This window comes from Kitasatospora sp. NPDC059648 (genome assembly GCF_042734825.1).
In the GTDB taxonomy this organism is placed as follows: domain Bacteria; phylum Actinomycetota; class Actinomycetes; order Streptomycetales; family Streptomycetaceae; genus Kitasatospora.
The window spans coordinates 17,638-35,443 of record NZ_JBHWDU010000033.1 but is presented as its reverse complement, the minus strand read 5'-3'; the positions used below and the strand labels follow the sequence as shown (position 1 = coordinate 35,443).

At 72.6% G+C, this 17,806-nt stretch carries 12 protein-coding genes and 1 pseudogene; 7 read left to right on the top strand and 6 right to left on the bottom strand.

The window, feature by feature from the left end:
* Positions 1-57 precede the first annotated feature (57 nt).
* From ACFV1W_RS20770 to ACFV1W_RS20760, 3 genes and pseudogenes are all read left to right on the top strand, one after another.
* Positions 58-1,020 carry an ABC transporter ATP-binding protein gene (locus tag ACFV1W_RS20770; protein WP_380418558.1) on the top strand — a complete coding sequence of 321 codons (963 nt, stop codon included), beginning with the start codon at positions 58-60 and terminating at the stop codon, positions 1,018-1,020.
* A pseudogene (locus ACFV1W_RS20765) lies at positions 1,017-2,396 on the top strand (ABC transporter permease). Before ACFV1W_RS20770 ends, ACFV1W_RS20765 begins: the two are co-directional and overlap by 4 nt.
* 106 nt (positions 2,397-2,502) lie before the next feature.
* Entirely contained in the window at positions 2,503-5,253 is a 2,751-nt protein-coding gene (locus tag ACFV1W_RS20760) for a bifunctional YncE family protein/alkaline phosphatase family protein (RefSeq protein ID WP_380418556.1), read from the top strand.
* 105 nt (positions 5,254-5,358) lie between these two features.
* Here ACFV1W_RS20760 and dnaE read toward each other — a convergent pair whose 3' ends face one another.
* The 3 genes from dnaE to ACFV1W_RS20745 all read right to left on the bottom strand — a co-directional run bounded on the left by dnaE (position 5,359) and on the right by ACFV1W_RS20745 (position 10,507).
* Entirely contained in the window at positions 5,359-8,925 is a 3,567-nt protein-coding gene (dnaE, locus tag ACFV1W_RS20755; RefSeq protein ID WP_380418554.1) for a DNA polymerase III subunit alpha, read from the bottom strand.
* Positions 8,926-9,051: 126 nt separating this feature from the next.
* Positions 9,052-9,741, bottom strand: coding sequence for a phosphonatase-like hydrolase (locus ACFV1W_RS20750; RefSeq protein WP_380418552.1), 690 nt, complete (start codon positions 9,739-9,741; stop codon positions 9,052-9,054).
* A gap of 4 nt (positions 9,742-9,745) precedes the next feature.
* Entirely contained in the window at positions 9,746-10,507 is a 762-nt protein-coding gene (locus ACFV1W_RS20745; protein WP_380418550.1) for a GntR family transcriptional regulator, read from the bottom strand.
* A 162-nt stretch (positions 10,508-10,669) separates the two neighbouring features.
* Here ACFV1W_RS20745 and ACFV1W_RS20740 point away from each other — a divergent pair, with 162 nt between their 5' ends.
* Entirely contained in the window at positions 10,670-11,839 is a 1,170-nt protein-coding gene (locus tag ACFV1W_RS20740; protein WP_380418548.1) for a TIGR03364 family FAD-dependent oxidoreductase, read from the top strand.
* A gap of 2 nt (positions 11,840-11,841) precedes the next feature.
* Here the strand turns inward: ACFV1W_RS20740 and ACFV1W_RS20735 are convergent, their stop codons facing one another.
* The 3 genes from ACFV1W_RS20735 to ACFV1W_RS20725 all read right to left on the bottom strand — a co-directional run bounded on the left by ACFV1W_RS20735 (position 11,842) and on the right by ACFV1W_RS20725 (position 13,770).
* A complete protein-coding gene (locus tag ACFV1W_RS20735; RefSeq protein WP_380418546.1) occupies positions 11,842-12,594 on the bottom strand; it encodes a maleylpyruvate isomerase family mycothiol-dependent enzyme in 753 nt (250 codons plus the stop codon).
* Between the two features lie 274 nt (positions 12,595-12,868).
* Positions 12,869-13,243, bottom strand: a complete 375-nt coding sequence (locus tag ACFV1W_RS20730; protein WP_380418544.1) for a cupin domain-containing protein — start codon at positions 13,241-13,243, stop codon at positions 12,869-12,871.
* 104 nt (positions 13,244-13,347) lie between these two features.
* On the bottom strand, positions 13,348-13,770 hold the full coding sequence (locus tag ACFV1W_RS20725; RefSeq protein ID WP_380418542.1) for an SsgA family sporulation/cell division regulator: 423 nt from the start codon (positions 13,768-13,770) through the stop codon (positions 13,348-13,350).
* Positions 13,771-14,060: 290 nt separating this feature from the next.
* On the opposite strand from ACFV1W_RS20725, the gene ACFV1W_RS20720 reads away from it, so the two are divergent.
* The 3 genes from ACFV1W_RS20720 (at position 14,061) to ACFV1W_RS20710 (ending at position 17,766) form a co-directional block, all read left to right on the top strand.
* Complete coding sequence (locus ACFV1W_RS20720; RefSeq protein WP_380418540.1) at positions 14,061-14,474, top strand: cupredoxin domain-containing protein; 414 nt, start codon at positions 14,061-14,063, stop codon at positions 14,472-14,474.
* A 385-nt stretch (positions 14,475-14,859) separates the two neighbouring features.
* On the top strand, positions 14,860-16,551 hold the full coding sequence (locus ACFV1W_RS20715; RefSeq protein WP_380418538.1) for an enoyl-CoA hydratase-related protein: 1,692 nt from the start codon (positions 14,860-14,862) through the stop codon (positions 16,549-16,551).
* 132 nt (positions 16,552-16,683) lie between these two features.
* On the top strand, positions 16,684-17,766 hold the full coding sequence (locus ACFV1W_RS20710; RefSeq protein ID WP_380418537.1) for a hydrogenase expression protein HypE: 1,083 nt from the start codon (positions 16,684-16,686) through the stop codon (positions 17,764-17,766).
* Positions 17,767-17,806: the final 40 nt, after the last annotated feature.

Sequence of the window (17,806 nt, the reverse complement as noted above, 5' to 3'; positions counted from 1 at the left end):
CTCCTGACTCCGCCCCGTCAACCCCCTACCTTGCCTGGGGGACTGCGAGAAGGAGCCATGGAAGACACCCAACCTGCCGTACGGGCCAGCGGATTGACGAAGTGCTTCGATGACGTCGTGGCGCTCGACGAGGTCGGGCTGGAGTTGGTGCCCGGGCGGATCCACGGGCTGGCCGGGCCGAACGGCGCCGGGAAGACCACCCTGCTGGGGTTGCTGCTCGGACTGGCCGTCGCCGACGCGGGCGAGCTGGAGGTGCTGGGCAGACCGGTCGGACGGGCACTCGCCGCACCGGACGGGGTCGCCGGATTCGTCGACGGCCCGGGGCTGTACCCGTCCCTGACCGCCCGGAAGAACCTGGCGGCGCTGGCGGCGCTTCGCGGTCAGGACACCGGGGCCCGGCGGATCGACGGGGTACTGGCCGAGGTCGGGCTCACCGACGTCGCCGACGACCGGGTGCGCGGCTTCTCGCTGGGCATGCGCCAGCGGCTCGGACTGGCCGCCGCGCTGCTCACCGAACCGCGCCTGCTGGTGCTCGACGAGCCCTCCAACGGCCTGGACCCGGCGGGCAAGCAGCACGTGCACGGGGCGCTGCGCCGGCTCGCGGACGACGGCGTGACGGTCGTGCTGTCCAGCCACCGGATGGACGACCTGGAGGCGCTCTGCTCCGAGGTGACGATCCTCGCCACCGGGCGGGTGCGCTTCTCCGGACCGCTGGACGGCCTGGCGGCCGAGACCCGCGAGCTGGACCACCGCCTGCTCACCTCCGACCCGCCGACCACCCGCCGGGTGGCCGACGAGACCGCGGGAGTGCGGGTCGTGGACGGCGCCGGGAAGTGGCGCGGCACCGAGGCGCTGGTGGTGCGCGCCTCCGGGCCCGCAGTCGAGCGGTTGGTGGCGGCCCTGGTGCGGGAGGGCGTACGGGTGCGCGAGGTCGCCCCCGTGGTGTCGCCGCTGGAGGCCGCGTACCTCGCCCTCACCCAGGAGCAGCGCACGGCGGAACATCAGGAGGGCGGGCGATGAGCACGGTCACGGCCGGAAGGGCGGCGGCCGGGGCCGGCCCCGCCGTCGCAGTCGGGGCGCGCCGGGTGCCGGTGGGCCGGGTGTACCGCTTCGAGCTGGTCAAGCTCGTCTCGCAGTGGCGGTTCCGCCTGCTGGCACTCGCCTGTTGGGCGCTGCCCGGGCTGTTCGTGGCGGCCGTGGCCCAGCAGGGGACGCTGCCCTCCGACACCCTGTTCGGCCGCTGGATGCACGCCACCGGCTGGGCCGGCACGCTGGTGGTGCTGGGCTTCGCCGGCTCCTGGGCGCTGCCGCTTCTGACCTCGGTGGTCGCCGGCGACGTGTTCGCCGCCGAGGACCGCCTCGGGACGTGGCGGCACCTCCTGGTGGCGGTCCGATCGCCGCGGCGGATCTTCCTGGCCAAGGCCCTGGCGGCCGGGACCGTGCTCGCCCTGCTGGTGGCCGGCTTGGTGGTCTCCAGCACCGTCGGAGGACTGGCGGCGGTCGGAAACCAGCCGCTGGTCGGAGTCGACGGGCACCGGCTGGCGCCGTCCGACGCGGCCGTGGGCGTCCTGCTCGCCTGGGCCTGCGCGCTGGCGCCCACCCTGGCACTGGCGGCGCTCGGGCTGCTCGGCTCCGTCGTCCTGGGCCGCTCCCCGATGGGGCTGCTCGTCCCCGCGCTGTCCGCGGTCGCGATGCAACTGGCCTAGATGCTGCCGCTGCCGGTGGCGTTGCGCCTCGCCCTGCCCGGCTACGCCTTCGTCTCCTGGAACGGGCTGTTCGCCGGCCCGGCGCGCCCGGCCGAGCCGCTGATCGCCGTCGGGGTGAGCCTGGTGTGGGCGGTGGTGGCGACCACGGCGGCGTACCTGCTGTTCGTCCGGCGGGACTTCACCAACGGCAGCGAGGACGGCGGCGGACGCCGGGCGCTCGTCTTCGGGGTGGCGCCGCTGGCCGGGCTGCTGGTGCTGGCCTTCGGCGCGGTCGCCGTGGCCACGCCCTCGACCGGGTCGGGGATCACCCGGGCGAAGGTGCAGCGCACCGTCACCACCGTGTTCGCGCACCTGTACCGGCTGCAGACCGAGCAGTTGCACCGCCCTGCCGTCACCGAGGCCGGCCTGCGGGTCACGGCGGACTGCGGCCGGGGCGACGGCCAGGTCGACCCGGAGGGACCGGGCAACGACTGGCGCTGCACCGTCACCTGGCACCTGCCCGGCACGGCCGCCCCGGGGACGGCGGTCTACCAGCTGGACGTCGCCCCGGACGGGCGGGTGACGGCGGACGGTGACGGCCCGAAGGAAGTGAACGGCTACTTCCTGGTGCACACCGAGGCCGGCGACGCGCCGAACCCGCTGTGGCAGTTCGACGGCCAGATCGACCTGCTCGCCCCCGCGACGGACTGACCGGGCCCGCCGCCCCCTCGCGCCCCCTCCCGCCCATGCATCCCCGCGCACTCACCACCAAGCGCACTCACCACGAAGCGCGCACTCACAACGAAGGGCTGACGCCATGCAGGTAACGCGTCGTCGACGTGTCCAGAAGGAGCGGTCCGTACTGCTCGCCCGGCGGGTCGGCCGCCGGGCCACTCTGGCCACGGCGTGCATCACGGCGGTGGCCGTGGCCACCGGCACGGCCTTCGCGGCCACCCACCAGTTCGGCAACGACCAGGTCGGCCAGGTCACCGCCGGCGGCCAGGTGATGTCCAGCGACCAGTACATAGCCCCGTACGGCGACCGGCTGGTGATCGACAACGGCAAGCTCATGGGCTCCCGGGTCAGCCCGGACGGCACCCACCTGGCCGCCTCGCTCGCCGACGGCGACGCCTCACTGGTCGTGGTGGACCTGAGGACCGGCAAGGTGCAGCAGCGCGCGGGCAAGGCCAGGACGGCCGACCTGCACCTGACCGACGGCTCGGTCGGCCAGGAGGCCCCGGTCTACTCGCCGGACGGCAAGCAGCTGTGGCTCGGCCAGCTCGACGGCTACACCCGGTTCACCGTCAAGGCCGACGGCTCGCTCGCGGACCCGGTGAAGGTGGCGATCCCCGCCGACGGCGACAAGCACGCGCTGGCCTCCGGCGCGGTGTTCTCCGCCGACGGCTCGACGCTGTACGCGGCCGTCAACGGCCAGAACCGGGTGGTCGCGATCGACACGGCCACCGGTGCGCCCGGCCGGAGCTGGACGGTGGGCAACGCGCCGCGCGGCATCGTGCAGGTCGGGCACAAGCTCTACGTCAGCAACGAGGGCGGCCGGGCTGCCACCCCCGACGACGACACGCTCAACTCCTACGGCACCCAGGTCCCGGCCGACCCGGACACCGGCGCCGCGACCTCGGGCACCGTCAGCGTGATCGACCTCTCCGCCCCCTCCGCCGCCGTCGGCTCGATCGACGTCGGCCTGCACCCGACCGCGGTGTACGCCAAGAACGGGACGGTCTTCGTCGCCGACACCTCCTCCGACCAGGTGTCGGTCATCGACACCAGGAACGACAAGGTCGTTCAGCGGATCTCCACCAAGCCGTGGCCGGAGGCCTCGGTGGGCTACGAGCCGACCTCGGTGACGCTCACCGACGACGGCCGGCTGCTGGTCGCCCTCGGCCGCGCCGACGCGGTGGCCGTCTACCGCTTCACCGGCGCCCAGGAGCCGGTGAGCTACGTCGGCCTGCTGCCCACCGACTACTTCCCGGCCGAGGTCACCACCGTCGGCTCGAAGGTGGTCGTCTCCAACACCCGCGGCATCGACGCCCGGCGGCCCAACTCCACCGGCGCCCACAACACCCACGACACCACCTCCAGCCTCACCCAGTTCACCCTGCCGGGCGACAAGGAGATCCGCTCCCAGACCGACAAGGTCTTCGAGCAGAACGGCTGGACCAGGGACGCGGTCCGGACCGCCGACCGGCGCAGGGCGAAGCCCGTCGCCGTACCCGCCCGGATCGGCGACCCGTCGACGATCAAGCACGTCTTCCTGATCGTCAAGGAGAACCGGACCTACGACCAGGTCTTCGGTGACATCGGCAAGGGCAACGGCGACCCGAAGCTGGCCCAGTTCGGCGCCGACGTGACGCCCAACCAGCAGGCGCTGGCCAAGCAGTTCGGGCTCTACGACAACACCTACGACATCGGCACCAACTCCGCCGAGGGCCACAACTGGCTGATGCAGGCGGACAACCCGGAGTACACCGAGTCCTCGGCGGGCGAGTACGAGCGCAGCTACGACACCGAGGACGACGCCCTGGGCCACCAGCGCTCGGGCTTCCTGTGGACGGGCGCGCAGGCGGCCGGCCGGGACGTGCGCGACTTCGGCGAGTTCCACCAGTTCCTGACCAAGCCCGCCGGCGCGAACTGGCAGAACCTGTACTGCGACGCCAAGAACATGGAGGCGACCGGCGACGACACCGCCTACCCGCTCAACTCCTCCTCGCCGATCCCCTCGCTCAACGACGTGTCGGTGCCCGGCTTCCCCAAGTTCGACCTCGACGTGCCGGACCAGTACCGCTACCAGATCTGGAAGCAGGACTTCGAGCGGAACGGCCCGGCCGCGCTCAACATGCTCTGGCTGTCCAGTGACCACACCGGCGGCCCGGCCGGCCCGGCCGCGCAGGTCGCCGACAACGACCTGGCGGTCGGCAGGATCGTCCAGGAGATCTCGCACAGCGAGTACTGGAAGGACTCAGCGATCTTCGTGGTCGAGGACGACTCCCAGGCGGGCCTGGACCACGTGGACGGCCACCGCGCCCCGATCCAGATCATCAGCCCCTGGGCCCAGCACGGCGCCGTCGACAGCCGCTACTACTCGCAGATCACCATGATCCGCACCATCGAGCAGATCCTCGGGATGCACCCGATGAACCAGAAGGACAGCGCGGCCACCCCGATGGCCACGGCCTTCACCGACAGGCCCGACTACACGCCGTTCACCGCGGTGCCCAACCGGACCTCGCTGACCGACGGCCTGAAGACCCCGCCCACCTGCGGCGTCGACGTCCCCGGTGCCCAGGACCGCAGCGCGGCGGCGGCGCCGGTGACCGCCGCCCCGCCGGCCGCCGAGCAGGGCGTCGCCGCCCAGTGGGACGCCTGGAAGTCCCAGCAGCACCTGACCGGCCCCAACGCCGCCCCGGACCGCGCGAACCCGGCCCAGATGAACCACCTGACCTGGTACCAGACCCACGGCTGGACCACCCCCTACCCGGGCGAGGACGAGATCCACGCTCCGAACGACGTCCCCGGCGCCTACATCCCCTCCGCCGAGAACGACGGCTGAGACGGCCGACCCCTCGCCCCGAGGACCCGCGAACGGGCCCCGGCCCGGCCCGCACGGCCGGCCCGGGGCCCGTTCGTCCCGTCACGGGAGTCCGAGGACGAGGCCCTACGCGCGGACCGCCGCCCCCGTCCAGGCCCGGTTGCCGAGGAGGGTCTTGATGTCCGAGGCGAGCCCGTTGTCGGGGTTCACCAGGAAGCCCAGCTCGTAGAGAGTGTTCTTGTCCCAGTTGGTGGTGAGCAGCCGGATCGGGACGTCGCCGGGGTGGGCCTGGAGGGCGAGCTTGAGCTCGGCGACCATCTGGGGGGTGATCCGGTGGACCGGCACGGTGATCTGGACCGGCGGTTTGGTGCCCAGTTCGGCGGAGGAGACGTCGAGGGTGGTGATCTCCTGGCCGAAGACGCTCAGCGAGCCGTCGCGCTCGTTGAGCCGGCCGCGGATCGAGATCACGTTGTCCTCGATCATCTGGTCGGCCATCAGGTTGTAGGTCGCGGGGAAGAACAGCACCTCGACCGAGCCGTCGCGGTCGGCGAGGGTGATGATCGCCCAGGCGTTGCCCGCCTTGTTGATCCGCCGGTCGACGGCGGTGATCAGCCCGGAGAGGCGGACCTCGCCCTCGGAGCGGCCCGAGCCGAGGAGTTCGGCGATCGAGGTGTCGCGGTTCTGGGAGAGGATGTGTTCGGCGCCGTCGAGCGGGTGGCTGGAGACGTAAAGGCCGAGCATCTCTCGTTCAAGCGCGAGCAGTTGGCGTCGGGGCCACTCGTTGTCGGTGAGCTGGAAGTCCAGTCCGATGCCGGGCCCGCCGCCGTCGCCGGCGTCGAGGGCGCCGAACAGGTCGTCCTGGCCGATGGCCTGCTGCTTCTTGAGCCCGGTGACGGAGTCGATCGCGCTCTCGTGCACGCTGCTGAGCGAGAGCCGGGTGTGGCCGAGCGAGTCGAAGGCGCCCGCCTTGATCAGGGAGTCGACGGTGCGCTTGTTGCAGACCACCAGTTCGACCTTGTCCAGGAAGTCGGCGAAGGAGGTGTACTTGCCCTTCTCCTCCCGGGTGCCGACCAGCGACTCGATCACGGGCACGCCGACGTTGCGCACGGCCTTGAGGCCGAAGCGGACGTCGCTGCCGACGGCGGTGAAGTCGACCACCGACTCGTTGACGTCGGGGGAGAGGATCTTGATGCCCATCTGCCGGCACTCGGCCAGGTAGACGGCCATCTTGTCCTTGTCGTCGGCGACGGAGGTGAGCAGCGCGGCCATGTACTCGGCCGGGTAGTTGGCCTTGAGGTACGCGGTCTGGTACGAGACCAGGCCGTACGCGGCGGAGTGCGATTTGTTGAACGCGTAGCCGGCGAACGGGACCAGGACGTCCCAGACGGCCTGGATGGCCTCGTCGGAGTAGCCGCGCTCCTTGCAGCCCGCGTGGAAGGGCACGAACTCCTTCTCCAGCACCTCCTTCTTCTTCTTGCCCATCGCGCGGCGCAGCAGGTCTGCCTGACCGAGCGAGTAGCCGGCCAGCACCTGGGCCGCTCGCTGGACCTGCTCCTGGTAGACGATCAGGCCGTAGGTGGGGCCGAGGACGTCCTTGAGCGGTTCCTCCAGCTCGGGGTGGATCGGGATGATCTCCTGCTGGCCGTTCTTGCGCAGCGCGTAGTTGGTGTGCGAGTTCATGCCCATCGGGCCGGGGCGGTACAGCGCGGAGACGGCGGAGATGTCGGCGAACTCGGTGGGCTTCATCAACTTGAGCAGGGCGCGCATGGGGCCGCCGTCGAGCTGGAACACGCCCAGGGTGTCGCCCCGGGCGAGCAGTTGGTAGGTGGTGGGATCGTCGATCGGGATCTTCTCGATGTCGACGTCGATGCCCCGGTTGGCCTTCACGATCTTGATGCAGTGGTCGATGATGCCCAGGTTCCGCAGACCCAGGAAGTCCATCTTGATCAGGCCCATGGCTTCGCACGACGGATAGTCGAAGCCGGTGATGATCACGCCGTCCTTGTCCCGCATGTGCAGCGGGATCAGGTCGAGCAGCGGGGTCGAGGAGAGGATGACGGCGGCCGCGTGCACGCCGGTGCCGCGGATCAGGCCCTCGATGCCGCGCCCGGTGTCGATGATCTTCTTGACGTCCGGTTCGTTCTGGTAGAGCGCCCGGATCTCGGTGCCCTCGTTGTACCGGGCGTGCTTCTCGTCGAACAGGTCGGCCAGCGGCACGCCCTTGCCCATGACGTCCGGCGGCATCGCCTTGGTGATCCGGTCGCCCATCGAGAACGGGTAGCCGAGGATGCGGTTGGCGTCCTTGACGGCGGCCTTGGCCTTGATCGTGCCGAAGGTGTTCACCTGCGCGGTGTACGCGGCGCCGTACTTCTCGGTCACGTAGCGGACCATCTGGTCGCGCTGGCGGTCGTCGAAGTCGATGTCGACGTCCGGGGGGTTGATGCGCTCGGGGTTGAGGAAGCGCTCGAACAGCAGGTCGTGCTCCAGCGGGTCCAGCTGGGTGATCCCGGTGAGGTAGGCGACCATCGAGCCCGCCGCCGAGCCACGGCCCGGGCCGACCGGGATGCCGTTGTCCCGGCCGTACTGGCAGATGTCGGCGACCACGAGGAAGTAGGCGTCGAACCCCATCGGGGTGATCACGCCCATCTCCAGCTCGATCCGGTCCAGCACCTCCTGGCTGGGGTTGTCGCCGTAGCGGTGCTTCAGGCCGATCTCGATCTTCTTGCGCAGGTACGAGGCCTGGGTCTCGCCCTCGGGCACGTCGAACTGGGGCATCCGGTCGACGTAGGTGAAGACCTCCTCGTACGACTCGACGCGCTCGGCGATCGCCAGGGTGTTGTCGCAGGCCTCCGGCAGCTCGCGGAAGAGCTCGCGCATCTCCTCGGCGGTCTTGACGTAGTAGCCGGTGCCCTGGAACTTGAAGCGGTTCGGGTCGTCCTTGTTCTTGCCCACGCCGACGCAGAGCAGGCTGTCGTGGGCGTCGGCCTGGTCGGCGGTGACGTAGTGGGAGTCGTTGGTGGCCAGCAGCGGGATGTTCAGCTGCTTGGCCAGCCGCAGCAGGTCCTCGCGGACGTCGCGCTCGATGTCCAGGCCGTGGTCCATCAGCTCCAGGAAGTAGTTCTCCTTCCCGAAGATGTCCTGGTACGCGCCCGCGGCCTTGACCGCCTCCTCGTACTGGCCCAGCCGCAGCCGGGTCTGCACCTCGCCGGAGGGGCAGCCGGTGGTCGCGATGATGCCGCCCGCGTTGGCGGCGATCAGCTCGCGGTCCATCCGGGGCTTCATGTAGTAGCCCTCCATCGACGCGAGCGAGGAGAGCTTGAAGAGGTTCCGCAGGCCGGTCGCGTTCTGCGCCCACATCGTCATGTGGGTGTAGCGGCCGCCGCCGGAGACGTCCTTGCCGCCCTCGCCGTCGGCGCCGGTCGGGCGCTGGCCGCCCGGCGACCAGAACACCTGCTTCTTCAGGAAGCGCGAGCCGGGGGCGACGTACGCCTCGATGCCGATGATCGGCTTCACCCCGGTCTTCGCGGCCGCGTGGAAGAACTCGTACGCGCCGAACATGTTGCCGTGGTCGCTCATGGCGATGGCGGGCATGCCCTGTCTCTCCGCCTCGGCGAAGAGCTTGCCGTTCTTCGCCGCCCCGTCCAGCATCGAGTACTCGGTGTGGACGTGCAGGTGCGCGAAGCTGTCGGACACGGCGCTGCTCTCCTCGGTGGGCCTCGGTAGGGGCGAAGCGGTCCACGCTAGCGGGTCGGCGCGCGCGGTGCACAACGGGCCGCCGGACCGTCCCGCGGCGTCCGGCAGCCCGTACGGGAGGAGGCGTCAGGCGCCCGGCCGGGCCTCGGCGAGGCCGGGGATCTCGGCGGCGCTGGCCAGCACGTGGGTCTGCGGGTGCCCGTCGAAGTCGGCGCGGGTGAGTTCCCCGGTCAGCACTCCGACGACCACGCCGGCCCCGGCGTTGCGGCCGGCCTCGACGTCCACCACGGTGTCGCCGGCGGTCAGCACCCGGCGGGTGTCGATGACCCCGGTCTTCTGCATCGCCAGGTGGATCATGTACGGCGCCGGGCGGCCGCGCGGCACCTCGTCCGAGGTGACCACCGCGTCCAGGTTGCCGCCCTCGCCGGTGGACCAGCCGAGCGACTCCAGCAGCGGGTACGCGACGTCGTCGCTGAAACCGGTGGTGAGCGCGACCTTGATCCCGCGCCGGCGCAGCTCGGCCAGCGCCTCCTCGACCCCCGGGACGGCCTGCGGGGGAGTGGCACGGTACGCCTCGCGCAGGTACTCCGCGAAGGCCGCGTAGCTCTCCTCCACCAGCTCCGGGGTCGGGGCGCCGCCGCCGAGGCGGACCAGGGCGGCGATGGCCTCGCGCTTGTCGGTGCCCATCCAGGTCTGGAGGTCGGCCTCGGCGACGGACACCCCGTTCCGCTCGACGGCGGTGCGCAGCGCCCGGTAGACGGCGCCGGACTCGTTGACGGTGGTCCCGGCCATGTCCAGGGCGGCGAGCTCGATCACTTTGTCAGTCCTCTTCGGTGCGGTAGCGGCCGATGACGGTACGGCCTTCGACGGTGTTCTCGACGGTGAAGGTGGCCATGGCGGGCAGGTAGCGGTCGTCGGCGTCCTCCAGCGGCACACCCAGGCGGGAGGTGGTGAGCCGGCGCACCCGCAGCAGCGGGGCTCCGGTGTCGACCCGCAGCAGTTCGGCGTCGCGCGGCCCGGCGGCGACGGCGTCGATGGTGTGCCGGGCGTGGTGCAGGTCGACCTCCCGGCGCAGCAGCTCCCGGTAGACGGAGCCGGTGTCCGGGTCGAAGTCGAACAGGATGCGGCCGACCTCGTGGACGAAGGTGGAGCGCTCCAGCATGGCCGGGACGCCGTCCAGCAGCCGCAGCCGGACGAGCTCGACGACCGGCTCGCCCTCCGCCAGGCCCAGCCGGGCCGCCGCCCCCGGGGACGCCCGGCGGCGGGCGACCTCGACGGTGCTCTGCCCGGGCTCGCGGCCGATGCTGCGGGCCCACTGGGTGAAGGACAGGAAGGTGTCGAACGGCTGGGAGGGCGTGGTGCGCACGGCCACGGGCGGCTTGCCTCGCCCGCCGACCAGGCTGCCCGCGCTGCGCAGCATGGCCAGGGCCTGGCGGACCGGACCGCGGGAGGTGCCGAACTCGGCGCAGAGCTGCGACTCGCTGGGCACCGGCTTGCCCTCGGGCCACTCGCCGGACTCGATGCGGCGCTGGAACTCCGCGCCGAGCCGTTGGTGGAGAGGGAGGTCCTCACTTGTCTTCACAAGTCGACTATGGCATCCGGACTCGGAACTTCTCAAGGTCGGTCGATCTGTGGATCCCCCTGTTCAACAAGCGGGCCCCGGTGGCCGTCGACTGAATGAACAGCCGGTAACTTGTACATACATGTATTGACTTCGGGGCACGGAAGCCCGGAAGCTGGCCCCATGAGCAGCAGCACCCCACCCGTGACCTCCGCCACCGCCCCCCGTAGCGACGTGGTGATCGTCGGCGCCGGCATCATCGGCCTCGCCCACGCCTTCGAGGCGTTGGACAACGGACTCTCCGTCACCGTCGTCGACCGCGACCGGCGGCCGGTCGGCGCCTCGGTCCGCAACTTCGGCCACTGCTGCATCAGTGCCCAGGACGGCGAACTGCTCGCCCTCGCCCAGCGCTCCCGGCCGGGCTGGCTGCGCGCCGCCGAGGCGGCCGGCATCTGGGCCGCGGAGGCCGGCACCCTGGTGGTCGCACGGTCGGCGACCGAGGCGGCCGTCCTGGAGGAGCTGCACGCCGAACGCGGTGGCGACGCGGTGCGGTTGCGCAGTGCGGCGCAGACGGCCGAGGCGCTCGGCCGGGGGGCGGGCGCGGACGGCGACCTGGTGGGCGGCGCGGTGCTGCCCGCCGACCTGCGGGTCGACCCGCGCGAGGCGGCGCCCGGCCTGGCCCGCTGGGTGGCCGAGCAGCCGCGGGGCCGCGTCCTGTGGGGCACCGCCGTCACCGGCGTCGAGCCCGGCACCGTGCACACCACCCGCGGCCCGGTCCACGGCGAGCGCGTCCTGGTCTGCGTCGGCCACGACCTGGACTACCTGTTCCCCGACATCGCCGAGGACCACGGGATCCAGCGCTGCAGGCTGACCATGGCCCGGGCCGCCGCCCCGAAGGGCTTCCGTACCGAGTCCGCGGTGCTGACCGCCACCTCGATGCTCCGCTACGACGCCTTCACCGCCCGGCCGTCGGCCGCCCGGCTGCGGGAGGAGGTGCTCGGCCACAGCGCGGAGCTGCTGGAGATCGGCGCCAACGTGATGTTCACCCGCCAGCCGGACGGCACCCTGCTGGTCGGCGACTCGCACCACTACGACGCCACCACCCCGCCGTTCGTCGACGAGCGCACCTACGAGCTGCTGATCGACGCCGTCGCCCGGGTGCTGGGCGTGCCGCGCCTGCGGATCCTGGAGCGCTGGCAGGGCGTCTACGCCAGCAGCCCCCGAGGTCCGCTGCTGGTGCGCGACCTGGCTCCGGGCGTACGGGCCGTCTCGGTCACCTCCGGCATCGGGATGACCCTCTCCTTCGGCCTCGCGGCCGCCACCTTCGACGGCACCCTCGCCGCGACGGCCTGAGCTCAGAAGGAGGAGTGGGCGAACCAGTGCGCCAGCAGGTCCTCGTCACCCGAGACCTCGACGCCGGCCGCCGTGCGGTCGAGGCGCCCGTAGAGGAGCAGCAGCAGTTCGGCGGCGCAGGCCCGGACGGTCGCGTCGGCCTCCCCGTCGGCACCGTCGAGGCCGAAGCCGTCGGGGCGCAGCCGGACCAGCCAGTCGCCCTCGCCGTCGGTGCGGGCGAAGCGGATGGTCCGGTTCTCGCCGTGCAGTTCGGCCGTTCCGGGGGCGAAGAAGGCGGCGAAGGGCAGGTTGGTCAGGAACTCGTCCACCCCGTCGGCCGCGAGGTCCGGGTCGACGTCCGGCTCCAGGCCGAGCGCGAGTTCGGCGTCCACCCGGTGGACGAGGGTCTCGAACAGCATCCGGCGCACCCAGAACCGGGCGTGCTGGTCGGCGCCCCAGGCCCACATCGGCGCGTCGAGGTCGCCCTCGGCGAACACCGCGGCGGCCTGCTCGGCGGCCTCGGCGAGCCAGGCCGGGTACTCCTCGGGCCGCTCGGGCAGCCGCAGGTCAACGTCCCGGCTGCGCGGCGGCTCCTGGATCCGTTGGCGCAGCAGCACGGTGAACCAGCGCTGCACGCTGCCGGTGTGGCGGACCAGGTCGGCCAGCGTCCACCCCGGGCAGCCGGGCACCGGAAGGGCGGGGTCGGCCTGCCGTACGGCGGCGACGAAGCGGGCGGTCTCGGCGGCGACGGCGGTGCCGCGGTCCAGCGGGGTCATCAGGGCTGTCCCTCAATCCTTCATCAGCTGAAGCAATTGGCGACGACGCTAGGCGTGAAAGGTTGAGGCTGTCAAGTAACTCGCCGCGGAGGCACGGGGTGACCCGCTCCGCCCCGACGCCCGGGCGGCTTCCGCGACCCGCCCCTCCTGGTGGGGAGCCTCTTCGGCGCACCTGGTGGAGCCCGGACTGCCCTCCGGTGCGCGTACTCGGGGCTCGGCGCGGTGGGCGGGCGGTCTCCCGCGCGGCGGCCTGCCCCCGCTCCGGCCGCGGTGCCTACCCGAGGGGCGCCGAGCGGATGGACAGGCCGGGCCGGCGGCGGTGGACGGTGAGGTAGACCAGGCCCTCCCCGCCCGCCGTGACCGACCGCCGCGCGCCGTGCGGCAGCCAGGCGGTGCACCCCGGGGAGAGCTCCTGCCGGCCGTTGTCGGTCTCCAGGAGGCCGCTCCCGTCGAGCACCTGGACCAGGACGTCCAGGTCCGGCTCCACGTGCCCGGCGACCCCGGCGTTCGCCGGCAGGCGGACGATGTTCGCGTCCAGCTGGCGGCCCTCCTCCTGGAGGCGCCACAGCGCCCCTCCGCGGTCGGCGGGAGCCTGGTGGAGCAGGGTCTCCAGGCGGGTGAGCACACCGGGTCCGGGGTCGGACGTCAACGCGGCCTCCTGCGGGCGAGTGGGATCGGCCCGTGGATTCTACGGAGGATCGCGTGCGCCCCGACGGGCGGCCGGCGGGACCGGGCGGTGGGCTCAGCCGGAGGTCAGCCGGTGGCCAGGAGCCGGGCCAGGGCCGCGTCGACGTCCAGGTGCTCGGACTCGGATCCGGCGGGCACCAGGGTGAAGGAGTCCGAGAGGAAGGCCGTGACGAGATCCTCCGGCGCGCTGACCAGGGAGCCGCCGCCGGGCCCCCGCAGGGTGATCAGGACCTCGCCCGCGGGCCCCGGACGGACCTTCACGTCACCGTTGCCGACCGGGCCGAGCCGGCCCTCGTTCAGCAGTTCGCGGCTGAAGTACCAGCACACCCGGGCGGCCTCGCCGGTGCACTGGCACGGGGTCAGCGGGAAGGCCAGGCAGGCCGCGTACGGGAGGCTCGCGTCGAAGCGGAGTTCCGCCTCGACCGGGACGTCGGGCGCCGCGCTCTCGGGGAAGGTCACGGGCACCGGGCGGACGGTGGACAACTGCATCGGTACGGCCTCCTGTGATAGCGACGCGCCGGACCGGGACGGCCCGGTGCGCCCGGGGCGCCTACCCGGTGCGTCCACAGGCAGCCAGGAGCGGACGAATCTCCACAATTCCCTTGCATCCGCGGCCTGTACCGCAGCCGACACTCGTCAACTCCGAGCCCTCACTTTCACTCCTACGAAGGAAATGGCGGGCTGTCCGGAGCCCTGGACCAGATCGCGAAGCCCACCCGCCGGAGGAGGCTGGGGGACGGGCCGCTCCCGCCGCCCTCCCTCCCGAACGGAGCCCGAACGTGACCAGATCCCGGCCCCTCCGGGCAGCCGCCGCGCTGCTGCTCCCCGCCCTGCTCGCGGCCTGCTCCAGCGCGGGCGGCGGCTCCGGCACGCCATCGACGGGCGCGACGAGCCCCGTGCAGGTCAGCACGGTGGCGACGAGCCCGACGCAGAGCAGCGCCGCCGCCCTCCAGGTCACCGTCAAGGACTTCGTGTTCGCCCCCGCGAGCCTGAAGGCGGGCCCCGGCCGGACGGTCACGGTGACCAACCAGGACACCACCGCCCACACCCTCACCGCCTCCGACAGGTCCTTCGACACCGGCACGATCGCGCCCGGCGCCACCGCGACCTTCACCGCGCCCCAGCAGACCGGCGACCACCCGTACATCTGCACCATCCACCCGTTCATGCACGGCACCCTCACCGTGGCCTGAGGCCACGTGGCCACCCCGGCAGCGGACCGACGGCGCGGCTTCACCGGCCTCCTGCCGCGCGCGGTGGCCGCCGCCGGCCTCGGCGCGCTGCTGCTCCACCGCTGCGTCGACGTCGCCCCCCTCGGCCCGCTGCCGGACAGTACGAGCCGGTCCGGTCCGCCGAGAAGACCCTCGCCGCCCGGGCGGAGGGCGTCGCCACCGCCGCGCTCACCGCCCTGCCGGTCGGCCACCGCCGACGCCGGGGCCGATCGCGCGGACAGCACCGGACACCGCCCCCGCCGCCCGGGTGAACGGGCGGCGCGGCGGGCTCGGGCGGGCCGGGCGACGGGCGGGCCGGAGGCGATGATCGCCGGAACCCCGGAGGCCCTCATCGTCGGAGGCGGACATGCGGATCCTGCTCCTCGCCAGCGCGTTCAACAGCCTCAGCCAGCGGCTGCACGCCGAACTGCGCGACCGGCGCCACCAGGTCGAGTTCCAACTGGACGGTGACGACGAGGAGTTGTCCGCCACACTGGACCGGTTCCGGCCGGACGTACTGCTCGCGCCGATGCTGCGCACCGCGATCCCCCAGGAGGTCTGGTCGCGGGTCACCTGCCTGATCGTCCACCCCGGGCCGCCAGGCGACCGCGGCCCCTCCTCGCTCGACCGGGCGATCCAGGACGGCCGCACCGAGTGGGGCGTCACCGTGCTCCAGGCCGAGGCGGAGCTGGACGCCGGGCCGGTCTGGGCCGCGGAGCCCTGCGGGCTGCCCGAGCGCGGCAAGAGCGACCTCTACCGCAACGAGGTCTCCGACGCCGCCGTGGCCGCCGCCCTGCTCGCCGTGGAGCGCGTCGCCTCCGGCACCTACGCCCCGCAGCCGCAGCGCGGACCGGGCTGGCGCGAGACCGTCCGCACCCGGCCCTTCCTGCGCCAGGAGGACCGCCGGATCGACTGGGCGACCGACCCCACCGAGACGGTGCTGCGCAGGCTCCGCGCGGCGGACTCCCAGCCCGGGGTGCTGGACGAGCTGTGCGGCGGCGAGTGGTACCTGCACGGCGGCCACCACGAGCCGCTGCTGCGCGGACGGCCCGGCGAGCTGCTCGCCACCCGGGCCGGCGCCGTCTGCCGGGCCACCTCGGACGGCGCGGTGTGGATCCCCGAGTTGCGCCGCCGCCGCACCCCGGGCGGTTCCGAGACCTTCAAGCTCCCGGCGGTCACGGCGCTCGGCGCCCTGCTTCCGCCGCTGCCCGAGGAGCCCGCGCCGCTGATGCCGGGCGAGGGCGAACAGGACGGCTGGTCGGACATCCGCTACCGCGAGGACGGCCCGGTGGGCCTGCTGCGCTTCGCCTTCCCCGGGGGAGCGATGTCCACCGAGCACTGCCACCGGCTGCTGGCGGCGTACCGCTTCGCGCTCGGCCGCCCGACCACGGTGCTGGTGCTCGGCGGCGGCCGTGACTTCTTCTCCAACGGCATCCACCTCAACGTCATCGAGGCCGCGCCGGACCCGGCCGCCGAGTCCTGGGCGAACATCACCGCGATGGACGACCTGGTCGCCGAGGTGCTCACCACCACCGACCGGCTGGTGGTCGCCGCCCTCGGCGGCAACGCCGCGGCCGGCGGGATGATGCTGGCGCTGGCCGCCGACGAGGTGTGGTGCCGCGGCGGCTCCGTGCTCAACCCGCACTACCGGCTGATGGGCCTGTACGGGTCGGAGTACTGGACGTACACCCTGCCGCGGCGGGTGGGCGCGGCCGAGGCCGGACGGCTGACCGACCAGGCCCTCCCGGTGTCCGCCGCGGCGGCCGAGCGGATCGGCCTGGTCGACCGGGTGCTGGACTGCGGGCCCGGCGAGTTCGGGGCGAACGCGGCCCGCCTGGCCGGGCTGCTCGCCGCCTCGCCCACCGCCCAGCAGCGGATCGCGGCGAAGAAGGCCGCGCGCGAGGCCGACGAGCGGGCGAAGCCGCTCGCCGCGTACCGGGAGGAGGAGCTCGCGGTGATGCGCCGGCAGTTCTTCACACCCGAATCGCCGTACCACGCGCTGCGGTCCGCGTTCGTGCGCAAGCGCCCGGTGCCCGCCGGGCTCCTCGCCCGGACGTGACCCGAACGGCCGCGCCCGGCTCGCGCGTCCCGGGCGCTCCGCCGGGCTCGTGGAAGGGCGGGCGGACCGGACCGTTGCTATGACTGGGTCCGAGCCATTTCGTCCGGCTCCCATCCCCGAGGAGGCTTCCTCATGGGTGCTGCAACCGCTGCGAACGCCGCAACTGCCGCAACCGCCGCAACAACCGACACCGACGTGGTGCACATTCTCTGGATCAACGCCGGCCTCAGCTGCGACGGCGACTCCGTCTCGCTGACCGCCGCGATGCAGCCGAGCATCGAGGAGATCGTCACCGGCGCACTGCCCGGCCTGCCGAAGGTCGCGGTGCACTGGCCGCTGATCGACTTCGAGTGCGGCCCGGTCCAGGGCGCGGACAACTTCGTCGAGTGGTTCTTCAAGGCCGACCGCGGCGAACTCGAACCGTTCGTCCTGGTCATCGAGGGGTCCATCCCCAACGAGAAGATCAAGAAGGAGGGCTACTGGTGCGGCTTCGGCGACGACCCCGCCACCGGACAGCCCGTCACCACCAGTGAGTGGCTGGACCGGCTCGCCCCCAAGGCGACCGCCGTGGTGGCGATCGGCACCTGCGCCACGTACGGCGGCATCCACGCGATGGCCGGCAACCCGACCGGCGCGATGGGCGTTCCGGACTACCTCGGCTGGGACTGGAAGTCCAAGGCCGGGCTGCCGATCGTCTGCGTGCCCGGCTGCCCGATCCAGCCGGACAACTTCGCCGAGACGCTCACCTACCTGCTGTACCAGCTGGCCGGCTCCGCGCCGATGATCCCGCTGGACGACAAGCTGCGGCCCGCCTGGCTGTTCGGCGCCACCGTGCACGAGGGCTGCGACCGCGGCGGCTACTACGAGCAGGGCCAGTTCGCCACCGACTACGGCACCCCCGAATGCCTGGTGCGGCTCGGCTGCTGGGGCCCGGTCGTCAAGTGCAACGTCGCCAAGCGCGGCTGGATCAACGGCGTCGGCGGCTGCCCGAACGTGGGCGGCATCTGCATCGCCTGCACCATGCCGGGCTTCCCGGACAAGTTCATGCCCTTCATGGACCCGCCGCCCGGCTCGCGCGTGTCCAGCGGCGTCAGCGGCGGGTACGGCCCACTGATCCGCCGGCTGCGCGCGATCACGCTGAACACCGTCGACAAGGAACCGAAGTGGCGCCACACCGGCCGCCACCTGACCACGGGCTACCGCCCGCCCTGGTGACAGGGAAGGGCCGCACACCGCCCCGGTGTGCGGCCCCGTC